The sequence below is a fragment of the Bacteroides graminisolvens genome (genome assembly GCF_963666085.1).
GTDB lineage: Bacteria > Bacteroidota > Bacteroidia > Bacteroidales > Bacteroidaceae > Bacteroides > Bacteroides graminisolvens.
The window spans coordinates 850,111-870,535 of record NZ_OY762556.1 but is presented as its reverse complement, the minus strand read 5'-3'; the positions used below and the strand labels follow the sequence as shown (position 1 = coordinate 870,535).

General features: G+C 42.4%; 11 protein-coding genes. 3 read left to right on the top strand and 8 right to left on the bottom strand.

What is annotated here, in order from left to right:
- Positions 1–316: 316 nt before the first annotated feature.
- The 3 genes from ACKPCE_RS03505 (at position 317) to ACKPCE_RS03495 (ending at position 3,088) form a co-directional block, all read left to right on the top strand.
- Positions 317–1,426, top strand: a complete 1,110-nt coding sequence (locus ACKPCE_RS03505; RefSeq protein WP_319504212.1) for a hypothetical protein — start codon at positions 317–319, stop codon at positions 1,424–1,426.
- A 69-nt stretch (positions 1,427–1,495) separates the two neighbouring features.
- A complete protein-coding gene (locus tag ACKPCE_RS03500) occupies positions 1,496–1,816 on the top strand; it encodes a helix-turn-helix domain-containing protein (RefSeq protein WP_308764627.1) in 321 nt (106 codons plus the stop codon).
- Positions 1,817–1,819: 3 nt separating this feature from the next.
- A complete protein-coding gene (locus ACKPCE_RS03495; protein ID WP_319504211.1) occupies positions 1,820–3,088 on the top strand; it encodes a type II toxin-antitoxin system HipA family toxin in 1,269 nt (422 codons plus the stop codon).
- A gap of 58 nt (positions 3,089–3,146) precedes the next feature.
- Here ACKPCE_RS03495 and ACKPCE_RS03490 read toward each other — a convergent pair whose 3' ends face one another.
- From ACKPCE_RS03490 to ACKPCE_RS03455, 8 genes are all read right to left on the bottom strand, one after another.
- Positions 3,147–5,402: a S9 family peptidase gene (locus tag ACKPCE_RS03490; RefSeq protein ID WP_319504210.1), complete on the bottom strand. Its 2,256-nt coding sequence runs from the start codon at positions 5,400–5,402 to the stop codon at positions 3,147–3,149.
- A 14-nt stretch (positions 5,403–5,416) separates the two neighbouring features.
- The gene (locus ACKPCE_RS03485; RefSeq protein WP_319504209.1) at positions 5,417–7,822 is read right to left on the bottom strand and encodes a glycoside hydrolase family 127 protein; all 2,406 of its coding nucleotides are present in this window, start codon (positions 7,820–7,822) and stop codon (positions 5,417–5,419) included.
- A gap of 14 nt (positions 7,823–7,836) precedes the next feature.
- Positions 7,837–9,918 carry a family 43 glycosylhydrolase gene (locus ACKPCE_RS03480; RefSeq protein WP_319505912.1) on the bottom strand — a complete coding sequence of 694 codons (2,082 nt, stop codon included), beginning with the start codon at positions 9,916–9,918 and terminating at the stop codon, positions 7,837–7,839.
- Positions 9,919–10,679: 761 nt separating this feature from the next.
- Entirely contained in the window at positions 10,680–12,047 is a 1,368-nt protein-coding gene (locus tag ACKPCE_RS03475) for a DUF6055 domain-containing protein (protein WP_319504208.1), read from the bottom strand.
- A 100-nt stretch (positions 12,048–12,147) separates the two neighbouring features.
- Positions 12,148–13,167 (bottom strand): DUF4859 domain-containing protein, encoded by a 1,020-nt coding sequence (locus tag ACKPCE_RS03470; protein ID WP_319504207.1) that lies wholly within the window; start codon positions 13,165–13,167, stop codon positions 12,148–12,150.
- A gap of 25 nt (positions 13,168–13,192) precedes the next feature.
- Positions 13,193–14,875, bottom strand: coding sequence for a RagB/SusD family nutrient uptake outer membrane protein (locus tag ACKPCE_RS03465; RefSeq protein ID WP_319504206.1), 1,683 nt, complete (start codon positions 14,873–14,875; stop codon positions 13,193–13,195).
- A gap of 13 nt (positions 14,876–14,888) precedes the next feature.
- On the bottom strand, positions 14,889–17,873 hold the full coding sequence (locus tag ACKPCE_RS03460; protein ID WP_319504205.1) for a SusC/RagA family TonB-linked outer membrane protein: 2,985 nt from the start codon (positions 17,871–17,873) through the stop codon (positions 14,889–14,891).
- An 83-nt stretch (positions 17,874–17,956) separates the two neighbouring features.
- Positions 17,957–20,392: a glycoside hydrolase family 127 protein gene (locus tag ACKPCE_RS03455; RefSeq protein WP_319504204.1), complete on the bottom strand. Its 2,436-nt coding sequence runs from the start codon at positions 20,390–20,392 to the stop codon at positions 17,957–17,959.
- Positions 20,393–20,425: the final 33 nt, after the last annotated feature.

Here is a 20,425-nt window from a genome sequence, read left to right as displayed (position 1 = left end):
TTTAGTTAATAATACATAAAGTTGCTCTTGACAAGATTTGGCTGATTAATGGGGTGAAAGGGCTGAATTAGTCAAATTATTTTCTATTACTTCTAACTGATAGCACCTATTTTGTAAATATCAAATTTGGTTGAGCTCCTTGCTTGGAGTTCCGCTTTTTTTTCGTTTCTTTGTTTTTACTTTAACACGATGAATAAAAGCGTATTAAACAGTCGTAATATATTGCAATGAAACGCATTGATGTTTTAGGAAAATGTTTAGCCTTGATTTATTTTGATAAAATATATCTGACTATAAACTATAAAAACAACAAACCATGAAACAACGACTTTTTCTTCTTGCCGCAAGCTTTATGAGCATCAATGCTTTTCCATTTACACCTGAAATAAAGAATATTAAATTAAAAGACGGAGAGGCGATTACCGCTCGCCTTTGTCTGCCCGACAATGACGTGAAAACGATTGTTTTCTGTGTTCCCGGAACCGGACCAAGTACCTATCTGACCAAAAGAACTACCTTCAACTACTATGACGAGTTGGCTAATGGATTTTGTGAACAAGGGCTGGCTTTCTTTACTTATAATCGCCGAGGGTGCACAAATAGTGAAACACCTCCTTTGTTTGTTGACGTTGATTCCGTGAAATATGCAAAATATTCCCCCTTACAAGAGGCAGAAGACATAGAAGTCATGATTAGCTCTCTGGTGAAAGACCGAAGGTTTAAGAATTGCAAAATAATACTCTACGGAATAAGTGAAGGGACCATTATTGCACCTCTTGTAGCGGAAAGAAAAAAGGTGAGAGCCGACGCTCTATTATTGCATGGCTATGCCCATGATAATATGTTTGACATTATAAAATGGCAGAATCAGGGTCATGGAGTGATGATCATGGTGAATTCCATTTTCGATAAAGATAGCGATAAACGAATAAGCAAAGAAGAATACGAAGCGTCGGGTGAACAGTTGGCTCAACAAAGAGGCCATCTATTCCAAAACATGCCTTTTAATTCTTTAGACGTTGTAGCAGATGGTTTTATTGATATAAAAGATATTCAAAAGATGAGAGAACCTTTTCACGATTACCTCATGAAATGTGTTCAGAACAATAATTATCAATGGATAAAAACGAGCTACTTTAACATTACTCCCCATTGGTTTAAGTCTCACTTTGAACTGGAGCCCAATAAAACCCGACTTTTAAGGATTCAGATCCCTATCTATGTATTTCACGGAGAAGAAGATGCGAATGTTCCTGTAGAGAGTGTATCCGATTTAAAATCAAGATTTGATGTATGCAATAAGACGAACCTGAATGTATATATCTTTAAGAAGCACAATCACGATTTAAATTTTCAGGATGTACTATCTCAAAAGAAATGGTCCGAGGGATTTGAGACAATATTTAAAGTGGCAAAAAGTATTTAAAGTAGAATCAATATATCATAAAATAAATATTAATAGCTATATTTGTATATTATATGATATGTTAAGCGTATGGTGAAGAGTACAATGGGGAGCAAGCTCCCTCGAAAATTGGAACAAAAGATGCAGATTGTAGGTGAGCAAATTAAGCTGGCTCGTTTACGACGTAACCTCAGTGTGGCGCAAATTGCCGAACGGGCTACATGCTCACCGCTAACAGTAGGGCGTATTGAGAAAGGTGCGTCTACCGTTGCTATTGGAATTTATCTTCGTGTGCTTTACGCATTGCAATTAGATGATGATATTCTTTGGCTTGCTAAGGAGGATCAATTGGGAAAAGCCTTGCAAGATTTGAGTTTGAAGAATCGCGAGAGAGCATCCAAAAAGGAGTAAATAATGAAGAAGTTATTGGTTTATGCTGATTTTGAATGGCTAAAAGAAAGTCAACTCATTGGGGAGCTATGCTATGAATCATTGCGTGGTTCTGATAACTATAGCTTTACATTCAATAGTGAATGGCTAAAGGATTATGGTAATCTGTGCCTAAGCGATGACTTGAATAACTATCCGGGAATGCAACATACACAGCCGGGGAAAGATATTTTCGGATGTTTTTCTGATGCTTTGCCCGACCGCTGGGGACGTACCCTTTTGAACCGAAGGGAGCAAGTTTTGGCAAATGAGGAAGGGCGTCCGGCTAAACGCCTGTCTTCTTTTGATTACCTTATGGGTATCGATGACTTCTCACGCATGGGAGGCTTCCGATTCAAAGAAACTGTTGAAAGTGATTATATAAACACAACAAATACTCTTCGCATTCCACCCTTAACAAGTATCCGTGAACTCATGCACGCTAGTCATGAGATAGAAAAAAGTGAAGAAGAAAATCTACTACCGGAAAAGAAATGGTTGACACAATTGCTTCAACCGGGCTCTTCTTTGGGTGGTGCACGTCCCAAAGCAAGTGTAATTGATGCAGATAAAACTCTTTATATCGCTAAGTTTCCTTCACGTAAGGATGACTATGATATGGGGTTGTGGGAGCATTTCAGTCATTTGCTTGCAAAGAAAGCAGGTGTTAATGCGGCGTCTACACAGCTCATAGCCTCCAATGATAAACATCATACGTTGCTATCCAAACGTTTTGACAGAACTGATGCAGGGAAGCGAATACACTTTGCTTCGGCTATGACATTATTAGGTTTTGTTGATGGTGATAATGCTAGTACGGGACATGGTTATTTAGATATCGTAGATTTCATTTTACGAAACTGCACCAACGTGAGTGCCAATCTTCAAGAGCTTTTTCGTCGGGTAGCTTTTAACATCTGCATCGGTAACTCTGATGATCATTTCCGTAACCATGGTTTCCTCCTCACAGCTAAAGGTTGGACACTTTCTCCTGCTTATGACATGAATCCAACATTAAATGAGTATCAAAGCTTGCTCATTTCGTCTTCTTCCAATAAAGCCGACCTACATATTCTGCTGAATGCTTGTGAAGATTATATGATACAGTATGATGTCGCAACAAAAATAATATCTGAAGTAATAGCAGCGATGAATGACCGGAAAGCGTTAGCGACTCAATTGGGTATCGCAAAACGAGAGATGAATATGTTTGAGAACGTCTTTGCAAGTAGAATAGCTAATAAAACGCAGTAGCACCCAACAAGTATAAACTCTTAATTGGGTGCTACCTATTATATCAAAAAATGAATGGTTATTTAATTTCGTCCCAAGCCGGAGGGTTTACCTTTAGCAGGTGACGAACAAAGAAATCAAACCTTTTGTGCTCTCCATAGTCACCGCCCATGGTGTGATTTACTCCCGGCAACACAACAAGCTCAAAGTCTTTATTTGCTTTAATCAAAGCATTGGCCACTTGCAGGGTTGAGGCCGGGTCAACATTATCGTCCATCTCACCTACCACGAGCATTAACGGGCGTTGAAGCAAATGAGCGTTGTACACGTTAGAGCATTCTTCGTACTCCTTGCCAATGGGGTAGCCCATCCATTGTTCGTTCCACCATATTTTATCCATCCGATTGTCGTGACATCCGCAGGAGGAGTAGGCAGCTTTGTAAAACTCGGGGTGGAGGAGCACGGCGGTAGTCGATTCTTGTCCGCCTGCCGAGGCACCAAATATGCCCACACGCTCGGCATCCATATACGGATACTTGGCAGATGCTGCTTTTATCCATGCGATGCGATCGGGGAAACCGGCATCTTTGAGGTTTTTGTAGCACACATCTTCAAACGCTTTTGAGCGAAACGAAGTACCCATGGCATCGAGTTGTACCACAATGAAGCCCAGTTCAGCCAAGCTAGTCATGTTCCAGTTGTAAGCCAGGAAAGATTTGGGAGTATAATGGCTTCCGGGACCGGCGTAGATGTATTCAATAACGGGATATTTCTTGGTCGGGTCAAAGTTCGTAGGCCTCACAATGATTCCCCACATATCGGTTTGTCCGTCACGACCTTTGGCGCAAAATACTTCCGGAGCTCTCCATCCGGCTTTTGTCAGCTCGGAGATGTTGGCTGTTTCCAACGGCATAACCATTTTCCCTTGTTCGGCTTCTTTCAGGATGGCTACAGGCGCTTTGTGTGCCAGCGAGTAAACATCGATGAAATATTTCCTGTCGGCCGAAAAGGTTGCCTGATGCATACCTTCTTCGGGAGTAAGGCAAGTCAGTCCGCTACCGTCAAAATGAATGCGATAGTAACGCAACAGATACGGATCTTCGTTGGGCACCATGCCGTTGGCTGAGAAGTATATGACGCGTTGTTCTTCATCCACATGCAATACTTCTCTTACATACCATTGTCCTTTTGTTATTTGATTGATTACTTTTCCGTTGCGGTCGTACAGATAAAGATGATTCCAATTATCGCGCTCACTCATCCAGATTATCTCGTTGCCGTTTTGCAAGTCCTTACGGAAATAACGGGTGTAGTTCACGAAAGTGGGACTTTTCTCTTCAATAATTGTTTGCACTTGTCCGGTTTCTGCCGATAATTCCAACACCCGATAGGTTTGATGCCCCCGTTCATTGTACTCAAACAGAATGGTTCGGCTTTGAGCATCCCAGTCCAAACCGTGTACATCAAACTGTTTGTCGAATAGTTTTGTATCCGGAATGCAAGCTTTCCCTGTTTCCGTATGGAAGATGTAAGGGCGTCTGAAAGGTAGTGCGTCTCCCGGTTTGGTATATTCTCGCTTATGCAACTTGGGTTGAAGTTGGTCGGCCGGTGAAGATTCAACGAAGTAAATGAATCGTTTTTCGGCGGGACGGACTTTCATTGCGGCTATTTTTTTCGAATCGGGCGACCATTGCAGGTAAGCAGAATAGAATTCTCCCGGGGAACCGTCGAAACTCATGGGCTTTTCGATTCCTGTTTTATTGTCCTTTACATATACATTGCTGTTTTTGATAAAGGCTGTTTGCTTACCGTCGGGCGATACCACCGGTTCTCCGGTTTGTTCGTCGGCAGCTTCTGCCCAATATCGGTTACTTGGTTTTTCGGGAACGCCTTGATCTTTCAAACTACTTTTCTTTTCAGCGTAACTCCATCGATGGTTGTTGAAGATGAATTTCAATGTATCTAAGGAAGCGTTGACCGTTAATTGCTGAATGGGCAAGTTGTTGGCTTCTACTTTTGTAGCACTATGCTTCGATAGCAAGGCAGCCAATTTCGATTGATTGAACAGAGCTTTCTTACTTTTAGCTTGGGCATCAACCAATACGTACTGTTTCCCTTCGGGCGTATGGTTGGTATACCAGCATTTGTGAGTGTTGCCAATCCACTGCGGACGAACATCTCCGTAATAAACTTTGTTGCTGAACTCTTTACGTAGTGCGTATGCTCTGCGGTAATCATCTGCCGTGCCTTGTGCGGAGAGAGTGCCCACCGGCTGCACGACCAATAATAGCCATGCACCGGTGTAGCTTATGAATTGTTTTATAAAAGGTTTCATTTGTGCGTTTTTTGTTATTCAACTTCCCATTCAAAAAGTCCGGAGGCATTACCGGCGGGAAGCTTCACTTCCAATTTCATCTCTTGAGTGGTAACGGGGGCGAAGATCACTTCATTGCCCACACCTTTCTCTGTTCCGTATTGGCTTGCCGACTCAACCTCAACCCATTGGTTTGCGCTGTTTTTGTAGTATAGCTTCCACCATTCCGGAACGCGACATCCACCCCAGGGAGCATCGTCATACCAGTATACGGTTGAACGCGAAAGGGTTTTGGGAGAGTTGAAGGTGTACGAAATCCATTCCGTTGTGCCTTCTTTAGGCCACCAATGGTAGTAAGGTGCGGAGCGGTCAAACTCGTCTCTCGGCAGCAGTCCGTCGTTGATGGCATTAATGGCTTTGACCATGTGCGAAGCAGAAACTTTGCTTTCTGATGCAACAGTAGGGGGCATAGCCGGACGAGTGGCATTGAGGTCAACGGGTAACCATACCGCCATTTCACCACTACCACGGTGCGACCATGCATAGTAGGGAATCAGGTTGAGCTTCACATCTTTGGCCACTAAGCGGCCGTTGGCGTCGTAGCTCAGTGTTTGTGCATCTGTTTGCAACATGTTTATGCCGTATAATAGTTCAGGTTTGGAGAGGACTTCGAACTGTGGCTTCTTGTTCAACAGAATGCTTAGCACGCTAAAGTCGTTATCGGGCCACTCAGCACAGTAAACCAGCGGACCTCTTTCAATGGCAATTTTACCTCTGTCGGCTTCAACCAACGAGTGAGCTTTAACGGTACGGGCTTCCATCTCAAAATGTATCTCTACTGAGTCGCCCTTTTTCCAGCTTCGCTGAATGGTAAAGTATCCTTTTTCTTCAGTTGCCTCAACGGCTTGTCCATTGACTTTGATGCTGTAATGAAGGTTTTTCTTATCTGTATAGCTGTATAAGTTGCCCGGTACTGCACTGTTCTTAACCCATCCGGGGATGCGTATTTTCAGATTGAACGTTTGTTTGCCTTTAGGTGATACGTTCAATTGAATGTTGCCCGACCAGGGGTAGTTTGTTTCTTGTTGTAAGTGTACTGTTTTACCATTCACTTTTACATCGGCGCTGTTGCCCATGAAGAGGTTTACGTAAACATCGTTGTTGTGAACGGCGTATACGTATCCCGGAACGGAGGGGATAAAGCGACAGATGTTGGACGGACAGCAGGCGCAACCAAACCAGGGCTGACGTTGGTGCTGACCAATAGACTCCAGCGGGTTAGGGTAGAAGAAGCCGCCTCCATCAAGAGATACACCGGAGATTAGTCCGTTGTAGAGTGTGCGCTCCAGCACATCGTAATACTTTGATTCTCCGTGTAACAAGAACAATCTGTGGTTGAGGTATACGTTACCAATAGCGGCACAGGTTTCGCAATAGGCCGACATGTTGGGCAGCTCGTAATTCTTTCCGAATGCTTCGCCGTGACTGGTGGCACCAATTCCGCCCGTAATATAGAGCTTTTTGGTAACTATATTATCCCATATCTTATCTATGGCATGAATGTAGGCTGTGTCTCCGGTAAGTGCGGCTACATCTGCCATGCCCGAATACATATAGGCGGCACGCACGGCATGCCCCACGGCCTCGTCTTGCTGAACAACCGGTTTGTGAGCCTGACTGTATTCGTCGGTGCGGGTGGTATATCCTCTTTTATCAAGGAAGAACTTGGCTTGATTCAAGTACTTCTTGTCACCGGTTACTAAATATAGTTTAGCCAGTGCCATTTCGGCAATCTGGTGACCGGGCACCGCTACGGTTTGTCCCGGCTTGTCTCCAATTTCCCTACATACGCAGTCGGCATACTTAATCGCAATGTCAAGGAAATTGCGTTTTCCTGTAGCTTGATAATGCGCAATGGCACCCTCAACCATGTGCCCCAAATTATAAAATTCATGGCTTAAGTCTTCAACCTTTTCCCATCGTTTGCTTCCTGCCCATTCGTGTGGGTGTTTGGGATTTTGGGTACGTGCGGTGTAAAGGTAACCATCCGGCTCTTGCGCGGCAGCTACAATAACCAAAACGCTGTCAATGTATTTATCCAGCTTCTTATTGGGATACGTTTGCATTGAGTAACTGGCTCCTTCAATGGTTTTGTACACATCGGTATCATCAAAAGCCAATCCACCTACGGTAATGGTGTCACTAGGATGTGCTGCTCTGACAAAGTTCAGGTAGCGCCCTGTCTCTTCACATTTGCTGAAGGCTAGCGGTATGGTTACTTCGCGACTGGCATTAAGGCGTTGCCCCCAAAACGAATCGGTCACTTTCACTGCGGTAAAAGGCACCGGATTCACCGGATATCCTGTCTGTTCATGCTTCTTCTGAGCATTTGCTAACACAGTAGCCGAGGCTAGAATGATGGTAAATAGACTCTTTTTCATGGTATTCTTTATTATTAGTTACTTTTTAATTGTTGTTTTTTGCCTGGTTTGCTTATTTGGTAGTGTTGCAACACCTCTTCTTCTTGTATAACGCCTGCATACACTTTCAATGAATGAAGAAAACCGCTATACGGCCAGTCGCCAATGGCTGTTCTGCCCAAAGTTACGTACTTACTTTCAGGTAAAAGCAAGACAATATCCTTTTCTTTAATCTTTTTACCGTTCAGATAGATTTTCTCTACAAAACCATCGTATGTGAAGGTCCAATGTTGCCATTGATTCGTTCCCGCTAACTCAGGAAATCCCATATCTTCATACCAACCGAAGTGACAAACCACACCGCAGCGAGGTTCTTTACCATTGCACAGCATGATTTTTTGTAATTCTCCTTCTGAAGATGTCAGGTCGGCTATGCATTCATTTACTTTTGCATCGGGGTTCAGAACCCAGGCTTCCAAGGTATAAGGCGCACTGTCTTTAATGGAGGTAGGAAGTATAAAATCCGAGCGAAACCACTGTGTGCTGTCGAAAGCAAAAGCATTGAATCCTGCCTTCTTTACCACCGGCAATGGTTTACCCAACGATTGAAAACTTCCTTTACCGGTTCGCTCACGTATCTCGGTCAGGGAACGTCCCGCTTTATAGTCGTTAGCCTGAATATCGAGTAGTAACTCCGGCTGTTTGCAAGTATTATTGGTCACGAGGTTGGTTGATTTCTTATCATCGGCAAAGACTTTGATGTTCCATACAGCACCAAACTGTCCGCCTTTTTGTCCGCCTGTCACCGTGAGTCGCACAAACCTTCCCTGAGCATACCCCCAGTCAATCATAGGACTTCCGGCCAAGCGATTCTCTTGTTTATCGGCAAATAGAACCCAGTCGGCACCGTCTAAAGATGTTTCTAGAGTGTATTGATAATAGGAGGTAGGGTATTCGAATTGCGTACAAATGCGTCGGATGTTTTCTACTTTTCCGAGATCAATCTCCAACCATTCCTTTCCGCAGGTTTTAGGTCTCCAAAGCGTAGCATTGTTATCGTCTACCGCATATTGTGGTTTGAAGTAATCGTTGTAAAATGATGAGGCTTTGACACTTTTTCCAAAAGCCAGATTCAAAGGGGCATCAGCAGACTTCTTAATGCCTTTGTGACTGGCGGCAACACGCTTTATGCTGCCATCTTCAAGAAACACCAATTTATCAATCGCTATTTGTCGGTGCATGCCACGTGTCGATTGTGGTATGTTGTGCCGGTGATATACAATGTAATAATCGTCTCCTTCTTGCAGAATGCTGTGATGTCCCGGACCGTGAATGGTGCTGTCGGCACTCGTTTCCAAGATGGGATTGTTTTTGCCGTAAGTAAAGGGTCCCATCGGTCCGGTTGTGCTGGTTGCATATTGCACCCTATAGGTGTGGTCATGGCACGAACCGGACGAGTACATGAAATAGTAAATGCCGTTTTTCTTCAACACAAAGGGAGCTTCGAAGAAGTCGGTAGCCTCAGTATTGGGTATCAATCGGGTTTTGGTAAAACTCTTCATGTCTTCGGATAGCCGGCCAACTCCGCAACCAAATCCTTTGTAAATACCCCAGGTTCCCCAATATAGATAGACAGAACCGTCATCATCAATGAATGATTGCCCGTCTAAAGTGATGGCATTCTTCACAAAACGATCGGGTACCAATACGGTTGTATCGTTTCCTAAAATATTATGCCAAGGCCCCAGAGGTGTGTCGGAAACACCGCAATAAATCTTACATGGCTCACAATAATACATATAGTATTTTCCGTCTTTTCCTTGCATTACATCGGGTGCCCAGATGTGATAAGTAGTAGGCCAGTTCATGGGCACCATGGTCCAGTTTTCTAAATCTTTGGAAGTCCAGGCAACCGATGGACCTAACCCACCGCCATTTCCGTCGGTTGTTGCATAAATGTAATAGGTATCTCCGAACTTCTTGATGGTAGGATCGGCAAAGTAACCGGCAATTATAGGATTGCCGTTACCCGGAGCATTCCACTTCTCATTCTGTGCCCATGTTCTGTTTAGTAGTAAATCAGTTTCGTCAAAGTATTGCAGAAGCAAATCGTACATTTCCGGGTCATAAGCTTTAAGTTTCTCTCGCGTACTGATGCTGTTGTGTACGCCGTTTGGCTTTTCTGAGTGCCGATTGCAATTAAAGAATGACTGAACAGCTTCTGCAAAGTATTCTTCTTTATTGCTTACTGCGTAGGTGTTTTCCCATAGGCCTTTTTCTTTGGCACGGGCCAGTAACTGTTCCAGCTTCTCGTTAAAGCCAGGTTCTACTCCAACAATGCCCACAGTATGTATAAGATGCGCAAATTCGTGAACCAGAATGTTCTCTCCCTCGTACCTATCGCCCGGCAGACAAATCAGATTTTCTTCTCCGCAGCTGGAACTTAAATCGTCTTCGGGTGCACCACCAAATCCCCGTGCGCGCTTATTCCAGAAGGCTATGTTTTCGGGAGAGTTACAGATGTGAGCATATTCAGGTAAGTCACAAACTTCTTCTTTTTGGCCTATAACCATGAACCGGCATCGTTTTTGAACCATATATTGCTTGATATCCTGCCGTTTGGAAAGCATCCCGATGATGAGTTGACGAGCTGTATATAACGCTTCATCTTGTACCCTTTCCGATGAGGTAACAGCTATTCCGTCTGCATCTATATATTTTTTATAAAAAGCAGGCAATTGAAGAGAGTCGCGAAGTGTTTGTTCTATCCGAATGACTTTTTTGTGTTCAGGAACAGCGCCCTGAGCAATAGAAATAAAGAATAGAGAAAACATTGAAAAAACGATGTACTTGAGGTTCATAATCAATAGGGTTATTATTATAATCCGGTTACACTTACTCCTGTGAATTTTACTTTGTAGGGCCATTGTTCATCATTCGCATCATTATCATCCCATGGATGATGCCAATGCTCTGTTGGCGCTCCACTAACAATAAAATAGAGTTTCTTGCAGTTATCGGGACAATTGAAAGTGGCAGTTCCGCTTGTTCCGGAAAAGATTTCACTATAGATGCAGTTTCCGTTATTGAGATAAGCGGCGAATCCATACCTCCATCCGGCTTTTTCTATGTTGAGGCTTCTGTATCCTGTAGCTCCTGCTAGTCCCTCAAAAGTTGCGCTAACTGTGGTTGCAGATGTTGGCGTATTAAGAGTGATCACATTGTATCCGTAGTTTTCTATACATTGACTGGGATGAATCATGTAATAATTATCTTGCAATTTCTCAAGATTTGCTTGTGCTCTGCCTACATAGCCTTTTCCATATTCTCTAATACCGTCAATGTCCCAATTCACAAAACGTCGGGCAGCATCAAATATTTCATCATTGAAGGTTTCCTGACTGATATTCGTAATACGTTTGTACGTGTCAATCGGATCTTCCGGTCGTTGTGCCAGCCTCCATAATTTCCCGACGAAATCCATTCCGTGTTTCATGCACCAATAATCCTGAATAAAATAATTGGCATAGCGGGGCGTTTCGTGCAAAATATGTTTGTGAAATGAGCTTAAATATTCGTTGTAATTGTAGTTGGTGAATTGTTCTTGTGGATATACCTTGAAACTTTGCCATTGTGCACATTGTTCCCAGAAGCCATTGCCGCCTTCTCCATTAGGTCCAAACCCATAACGATAGCCCGAGTTGCCCGACTGATTATCGCAAAATACCTGATACTGGAAGCAATGGCCTATTTCATGTGCCACTACTGAACCCACGGGTTGGGCTGAAGAAGGATTGATCCACAACGAACCAATTACGTCGTCGTAACCTGCTCCGGTTGCATTCCATTCGGTACTATAGCTCAGAAATATCATCATGCGGTATTGATTGGCTTTAGAATTGGATGAATCTATAAACTTCAAGGTATTTGCATAATAGCTATAAATTTGTTCTGCCTTAATCAATAAGTCATCAATATCTACGGTGTATGGCGTTGGTGATGACTTGGGATCGTTACCAAATCCTGCTTCCCAAAAAACAATCCAGTTGGTAGAGGCTTTAGATCGTGACCAACACCATTTGCTTGTTGATTTGGTAAAATCGTTTGTACGTAGTTCTTGAGGTATGTATACTTCTTTGCCTTCGGGTTCATTCGTTTTCTTGATTTCTTTTGAAGAATCATCACTACTACATCCACTGAATAGGAGGGATAGGCATAACAAAATAGTTGAAATCATTTTTTTCATGTGATAATGGGGTTGGTATTATTTTGGGATATCATGCTCTCTATGTAGAAGGATAGTTGAAACCTGTATTGGTTCAACTATCCTTCACAGGGTGTTTTATTTATTCTAACGTAGCTGTTATAATGAAACGGAAGAAATTATTTGTATTCTTTGAATCTTTATACCCTACACTGATGGTGTACTTGCTACCTGCTGTCAATCCGGGTGCCCTACCTACATATAATGCATGATCTTTGTTCTTGGTATTGGCGTAAAATGAATATCCAGTAGCACCCCAGTTGCATACGGCTCCTAGGTTGTTAATCCAATATCCGGGAGACTCAGCAGTGTAGGTGCTTGTTTCGTCCCATACTCCGGTTGAGGGATTAATGACATGCATCCGGATATTTTTACCTGTTGCTTCTCCGCTGTCTCCGTTATAATCAAGATTGGCTAGAAAATCGGCCACACTCATGCCCATACAGGTTTGTATCGTTGCTGCGTATTTATTAAAGTCAATGCCGTATGAAGCATAATCTCCTGCGGGAATACTGATACTTGTCAGAATGATTGAAGGATCTGTAATGGAAACGTTGAATGTGAAGCGGACATACTTATCATAATCGGGTCCATTTACTGCAAAGCCGGCATTGAATGTGAGGACAGTTCCAACAGTGGCCTTCTCATTGACATCGACGATAAATGTTTTGGCTTGAGTGTCGATCTCCATGTTTACGGTTTGAGTCGGATCATCGACAGAACAAATACCACCGGCAGAATTGTAATACCAACCGGTCGTTCCTTTTGTCATTTCGGCTTTATTCCAATTATTACGTGCTGTGTTGATATTGTAAAATACAACACTTCCGTCCTTGAGACCGTTGATCACCTGATCAACGGTCATATTCATATTTTTCTCGAATTTGTCGGCATAATCAGACAATTGAATGGTTTGAGGCTCAAAATGCCCTACGGCAAACTCCAGATTGTTCGTAACAACGGCATTGGTGTTTACTTTCAAGTACGGACTTTCATCTTCTCCGTATACATGTTTGCTCGTTGCGTCTTCAATGTTATCGTCGCAAGCTGCAAATGTGAGCATGAAGCAGCTTATCAGAGCATATATCAGATGGTGTTTCATATCTATTTATTTTATAGGGTTAATTTTAATTTGCGCTATCTCCGTAACCCGGATTTTGTTTTAACTTGATGTTTCCATCCATGAAATCTTTTGGAATAGGGAAGATGTCGCAATGATTGTCTGAAGCATCAGTCTTTGCTTTCTTACAGAACCATGATTTTCCGTTGTATACATTTTGATTTTTACCTTTTATACGGAATCGAATAAGGTCTTGGCGTCTGTGGTGTTCAGCCACAAATTCCCATGCCAAGTCATCTAATAAACCACCTAGCTCAATGTCATTACCGCCTTCTTCAGTCGTTACCCACTTATCAGATTCACCCATTTTTCCTTGATTTTCGCGATATCCGTATGTGTAAATACTTCCTCCTTTAAGTTGCTCAACTGTGCGTATGGCTTTGGATGGATTGTTTTTAAATGCACGTTGACGAACTTGTGTTACCAAGTTAGCAGCAGTTTGTTCGGTTTCGCCTTTGTATCCTCCTAACCGAAGCAAACATTCGGCTTTGATCATATAGGCATCGGCCAAACGGAAGAAAGGAATGTCATCGTATGCCGTTCCAAAGTCTCCCGACAGGATCTCGTATTTAATTAAACGTCCACCCTCAAACGGATAACATCCCGGATTATCAATGCTGTGTACCTCTTTAGTATACACAAGCGGTTCGCCATCAACCATAATGGCAGCTCCACTTTGATCATATTGTTGCCCCAGTGCCCAACAAGATGTGTAGCGCGTGTCTTCTTGATCGTATGTGCTAAGGAACTGTGGTAATACAGTACTTCCTCCTGTTGCCCAACCGTTGAAGTTCCATACAGCCCTACCTGCAGTGTGTATCCATTTGTTTGCATAGTAATTGCCGCTGGCATATTTTTCTTCAAATGGAATACCGAAGATTACTTCAGAACATTTTGAGATGTCTTCTTTAAAACAATCGGAATAATTGGCGGCCAATGAATATTTGCCTGTTTGTATTATCTCATTGATCTCGTCTATCGCTTTGCCGTACCACGAATTATCCGAGAAGGAATTAAACCAAGCATTGTGATTGAGATACATTTTGGCAAGAAGCATGTTAACAGTTGCATTGTTAATTTGCCCCATACCATTATCTACTCCACATTTCCCTTTTATATCATTAAGTTCGTTAATGATAAAATCCCAGGTCTCTTGAGGAGCCGATTGCTCAGGCAACCAGCCCGCAGGGTGATCGTAGGTGGTATCAAGTGGTATGTTGCGAAACAAATCAAACAGTACATAATAGTACAATGCACGATAAGCTCTTAATTGGGCAACGGCCGATTCTGATGTTTGAACAGCCTCATCTGCTAGTAATTTGTTGCAGGCGTTTATTCCTGAATAAGCATAGTTCCATTCTGTCCAGATGTGTCCTATCTGAGAATGAAATTCATGTTTATGCATGGATACGTAGAGGTCGCCCCATCCAATTCCAATACGATAGGGGGTACACCACAAATCAGAAGATTCGTCTTGAATGTCGCAATAACCATTCCATCCCCAATAAAGATTACGCAAATTACTATACACAGGAGCAAACATACTGGCTGCGTCTTTCTCCGAAAATTCATATTTTTCGGCAGCAATGTTGCTATAAATGGTTTCATCCAGATCGGTACAGCTATTGAAGCTGAATGCCGTGAAGCCAATTACAGAAGCTAAAATAGATTTATATAATATTGTTTTCATACTATTTGATTATTTAGAATGTTACGTTAACACCGAATGTAAATGAGCGTATTACGGGATATTTATCGCGGCGGTCGATACCTGCATAAGTTGCTTCGCTGTTCGACAATTCAGGATCTAATCCGTCGTATCCTGTGATACAGAAAAGGTTGTCTCCTGAAACGTAGGCCCGTATTCCTTTTATGTATTTATTTTCGCTCAAGGGAACTGTATAGCCTATCGTCATGTTTGTCATTTTTAAGAAATCACCTCTTTCTAGGTAGTAGCTTACTATGGTTTGCTTTTGAGCAGATGATAGAGTGTATTGCCCCCCATAAGGCGCTTTTTTAACTGATTTCAAACGGTTGTATGCAATTGAATTATTTTCATAGAAAGCTCTGGGTTCATTTAATATCTTAAAGCCCAACTGACTGGTCATCTGGAAGCTTAAATCGAAGTTTTTGTAACGGAATGTATTATTCCAACCCAGATAGACCTTAGGAAGACCTGTTCCCAAGTACTGGCGGTACTGATCATTATTCAGCATGTTGTCAGTGAATTCTTCCGCATCACCTGTTGCTGGATTCTCTATTAACCAAAGGCCTTTTTCAGATACGCCAACCGATTTTAGACCGAAATATTGTCCTACCGCTTTTCCTACTTCAAGACGGTGAGTGGATATACTGATTGGTTCGCCTAAACCTCCTTCATCGTGCTTATTGGCAGTTTCATACAAATCATTTGAGAGGCTTAATAATTTATTGATGTTATGAGAAGCAGTCAACGTTGTTTTCCATTCAAACTTTGAGGTGCGAATAGGCGTGGCATTAATAGCCAGTTCGATTCCAGAGTTACGCATTTCTCCTACATTGGCTAATGTTTGAGGGTACAAATTGGGTGGAGTTGGTACGTCAAACCACCATAGCATGTCGGATGTTTTCTTGGTGTAAACATCAACAGAGGCACTTAAGCGTTCGTCGAGAACAGATAGGTCCAAACCAACATTGAATTCAGTGGATTTTTCCCATTTCAAATCGGGATTAGGATTGGAAGCTACTTCCAGACCAGGTTTCCATTCTCCGTTTTCGTAGTAATATGAGCTTCCTAAATTATATAAAGTCAGCGATTGATAAGATGAACCGGGAATAACTCCTGTAATACCGAAACCGGCGCGAAGTTTTAAGTTGTTAAGCCAATCGAATCCTTTCATGAACTCTTCATTACTGATAGTCCATCCTAAAGATGCAGAGGGGAAAGTACCCCATTTGTGGTTATCACCAAATTTAGATGAACCTTCGTGACGCACACTGATTAATGCATTATATTTATTGGCATATCCATAACTAACACGTCCGAAGAATCCTACGAGTGTATTGTCATTTTTGTAACTACCCATTCCGGCTTTTCCTTTTTTCAATGCCGAACCGATGCCCAAGTTATTATATAAGAAGAAATCATTCTGGAAGTCATAGTTGTTGGCATTAAATCCTTCGTTTACATTATATTGATAGCTATATCCAACCAAGGCATCCAAACGGTGATTCTTGAATTTTGTATCATATTTGGACGTAATTTCCAGATTGTCGGTACGACTGTCGTTTTGTGAATGATAGGCGTATCCAGTATGGTTTTCCATTTTCTGACTGAAGTATTCAGAAGTGTAGTAGCCTTTATCATGACCCTTGGAGCGACGGGTAGCTAACATTAAATTGGTTTGCCATCCCTTGATGGGTTCTAAAGTCACGTTCCCAGTCATTCTTGTCCATTCGGTGTCATATTCACCTTTCCGTTCTTTTACCATTCCTACAGGGTTGTAGTAATAATTCACTTGGAAGTTTTCGTAATAAGTTCCGTCCTCATTCCAAATAGATTCCGTTGGGTTATGAATAATGGCTTGGCGATATATGTTAGAAGCACCGTCATCGTTTGCATTGGTAGCACTGTTCTTGTGTAATCCTTTGACCATATTGAAATTGACCTTTAACATATCGTTGAGCATCCAGTGAGATACGTCAAAATTCATTTTCATTTCATCATTATAAGTATCAATAATCACACCTTCTTCTTTTCGATAGGTAAAGTCTGCTGAATAAGTAGTTTTCTGATTACCTCCGCTGATGTTGAAATTATGATTATGTGTAAATGCTGTGCGAGTAATGGCTTTCAGCCAATCGGTATCATAGCCTTTGTCTGTAAAGCTTGTCATTCCTTGACGAACATCTTCTGCACTCATAAAATCGAGTGTTTTACCAAACTTTGATAAAGCGGTATAACCGGAGTAGCTGGCTTTTGTCTTTTCTTCCCGCTTGCCGGCTTTGGTCGTGATTAAGATCACTCCATTGGCACCTCGCGTTCCGTAAATAGCAGCAGCCGATGCATCTTTTAGTACATCTATTGAAGCGATATTTTCGGGCGCAACAGTCCCCAAATTCCCTTCTATACCATCAACCAATACTAATGGAGTATTGCTTCCTGCCAATGAAATTACCCCACGTAAACGAATGGTCGATTCTGCATTTGGATCGCCGCTGCCTTTAGCAATGGTTAATCCGGCCACCTTTCCTTTAATCAATTCGGCAGCATCACCAATTTTGCCGATGATAAAATCCTCTGCTTTCACACTCGCAACGGCACTTGTTACATCTCCTTTGCGTTGAGTACCGTAACCAATTACAACTACTTCATCTACTAATTCAGAGTCTTCAGTTAAAATGATTCGGGTATTTTTCTCTTTAGCTGACGTCTCTGTCGTTTTATACCCGATATAAGAAACCACAAGTACAGAGGTCGCACTTTGTACGTTCAACGTAAATCGTCCATCAAGGTCACTGATAGTACCATTAGCAGTTCCTTTCTCTACAATGTTGGCTCCAATAATGGGTTCGCCAGATTTATCAACGATTGTTCCGGTAACTTTGATTTGCTGCTGTGTGTTTTCTGTCGCCAGTCGGTTGCTTGTATCAGCTGCATAAAGCGGATAGGTACCGGCGCCGGTGGCCAAAAAAACACAAGCTGCCATCTTTAATAAGCTTTTGTGCCAAAAGCTTGCATAACATTGAGATGTGTTCATTGTTTTTTTAAATTTAAGATTAATACTATAGGTTATTTATTTACTTTCCATTCAATGACTCCTCCCGATTCTCCTTTGCGTAGTTGTGCCGCAATTTTCAGACTTTTAGTCGTAACGGGTTTGAAAGCCAGGTGATTGTAACAGTCTTTTTTGACGCTGTATGGTGTTGAGGCTTGCACTTCTTTCCAGTTATTCCCTTCTTTGAAATAAAGTTTCCAACTTTCGGGTATTCTGAAGTTTCCGTCGTAATGGTCAAAATCAAGCCAATATACATCCACGCTTGATATCGTTTCCGGTTTATCGAATTCGTAGACTAATGTTTCTATGCTACCTTTTTTGAGCCACCAATAATGATAAGGCTTGGAAATATCCGATGAACTCTTTGGTTCCCACTGGTCATTTACTCCCCATGCCCATTCTTCTGTTTCAGCAGTGGCCGGTGCATCTTTTTGTATGGGACCTCTCAATGTGAATGTTTTTGCTTGCGAAGCAATGCTGGGTTGCGGGTTCGGGCGAGCGTAAGAGGCAGAGGATGGAATCCATACAGCCATTTCGTTGGCTCCTCTGTTGTTCCAGGTTGAATATGGAATGGCTATAAAATCTGTTTCTTTTTCTTTGCCTGCTTCAAGAACTTCTTTGGCTTTTCCTTTTAGTACAACGACTCCGTTTAACAAGTCATTATCAAACTCTATTTGAAATGTTGAATTTTCGGGAATATATTTGTTTAGCACATGGTGGTCGGGTTGGTCGTGTCCTTCCAAACAGAAGATAATGGGACCTCTTTGAATAGCTAGTTTCCCTTTGTCATCCATTACTTTATCGTTCGCCTTGATTTGGCGTACAGGCATTGGGAAATCGATTGTTATTTTATCTCCTTTTTTCCAAGTTCTCACGATGGTGGAATATCCATCTGATTCACTTGCCGATTCTTTCTTTCCATTTATTTGGATGGATACGCTTTGAGGCTCGTCTGTAAATGCATACAGATCAGAAGGAACAGGATTGCTTTTTACCCATCCGGGTACACGTAACCTGATGGCAAATTTTTCTTGTTTGTCCGGATTTACTGTCAGTTCAACTTTTCCTTCCCAAGGATAAGAGGTTGTTTGCCTAATCTCAACCGTGTTACTGTTTGTATTGATGGAGCTATGGCTCTGTACATACAAATTCACGAAGATATCATTCCCTTGTGTGGCATATACGTAATTTGGAATGGAAGGCATGAAACGGGTAATGTTTCCGGGGCAGCAAGCACAGCCAAACCATTTCTGGCGTTCATGTTGTCCCATTGATTCGAGTGGGTTGTCGTAAAAGAATTTATCACCACTGAGTGATACGCCCGCAATGACTCCGTTGTACATGGCCCGTTCTACAACATCAATGTATTTGGCATCACCGGTAGCCAGAAACATGCGTTGGTTCCAGTACACATTTGCAATGGCGGCACAAGTTTCACAGTAAGCCTGATGATTGTGTAGTTCATAATTGGGACCAAAACCTTCTCCTTGTGCCCGTGAACCAATTCCTCCGGTGATATAAAGTTTTTTACCGGCCATGTTTTCCCAAATATTTTTCAATGCATGGAAATAAGCGGTATCATGTGTTAGCGATGCCACATCGGCTACGCCCGAGTAAAGATATCCTGCACGCACGGCATGCCCCACAATCTCTTTTTGTTGAAGAATGGGCATGTGGTCTTGGCTGTACTGATTGAGTTTGTGCCCGTCGGTACCTCTTCCTGTCTCTTCTACAAAATATTTCGCCAGTTTCAAGTAGTTTTCGTTTTTAGTGACCTTGTAAAGTTTGGCTAATGCCATTTCTACAATCGGGTGTCCCGAGGGTACATGTTTCTGACCTTCTGCCGGTCCAAACACCTGACAAATAAGATCGGCATTCTTAATGGCTATGTTTAACAAGGTCTTTTTCCCGGTAGCTTTGTAATGTGCAACTGCTGCTTCGTAAAGATGTCCGCAGTTATATAGTTCGTGACTGTTAATTTTTTCCCACCGGCTGTTTCCCCACCAACCGGACAGGCGGGTGCACTTATTGGTAACGCAAGTGCACAAATACCCATCGGGTTCTTGTGCTGCTCCAATGAGATTGATTACGCTGTCTAGATAGGCATCCAGTTTCTTGTCGTACTTAACAGCAAGTGAGTAGGAGGCTCCTTCTATTATTTTATATGGATCCGTATCATCAAATGAAAAATCACCTTTATGCTCTCCTTTGATTAAACCTCCCGCAAGGGCAAAGTTGTCGAACCGTCCGTTCAACTCACACTGCTCAAATGCGGATGGGATAGAAACGGTCCGGTTTGTCTCCATGCGTGGTGCCCAGAAACTATCGCAAAAGTGGACTTGTGTAAAAGGAACCTCTGCTATGGGGTCTCCTGATGGCTTGTAAGATGTGTTGCATGACCATAACGTGACAAGTGTGCATCCGATTGAAAGAAATAGTTTGCTTTTCATGTTTTTATTGTTGAATTAGATTTTATAATTTGC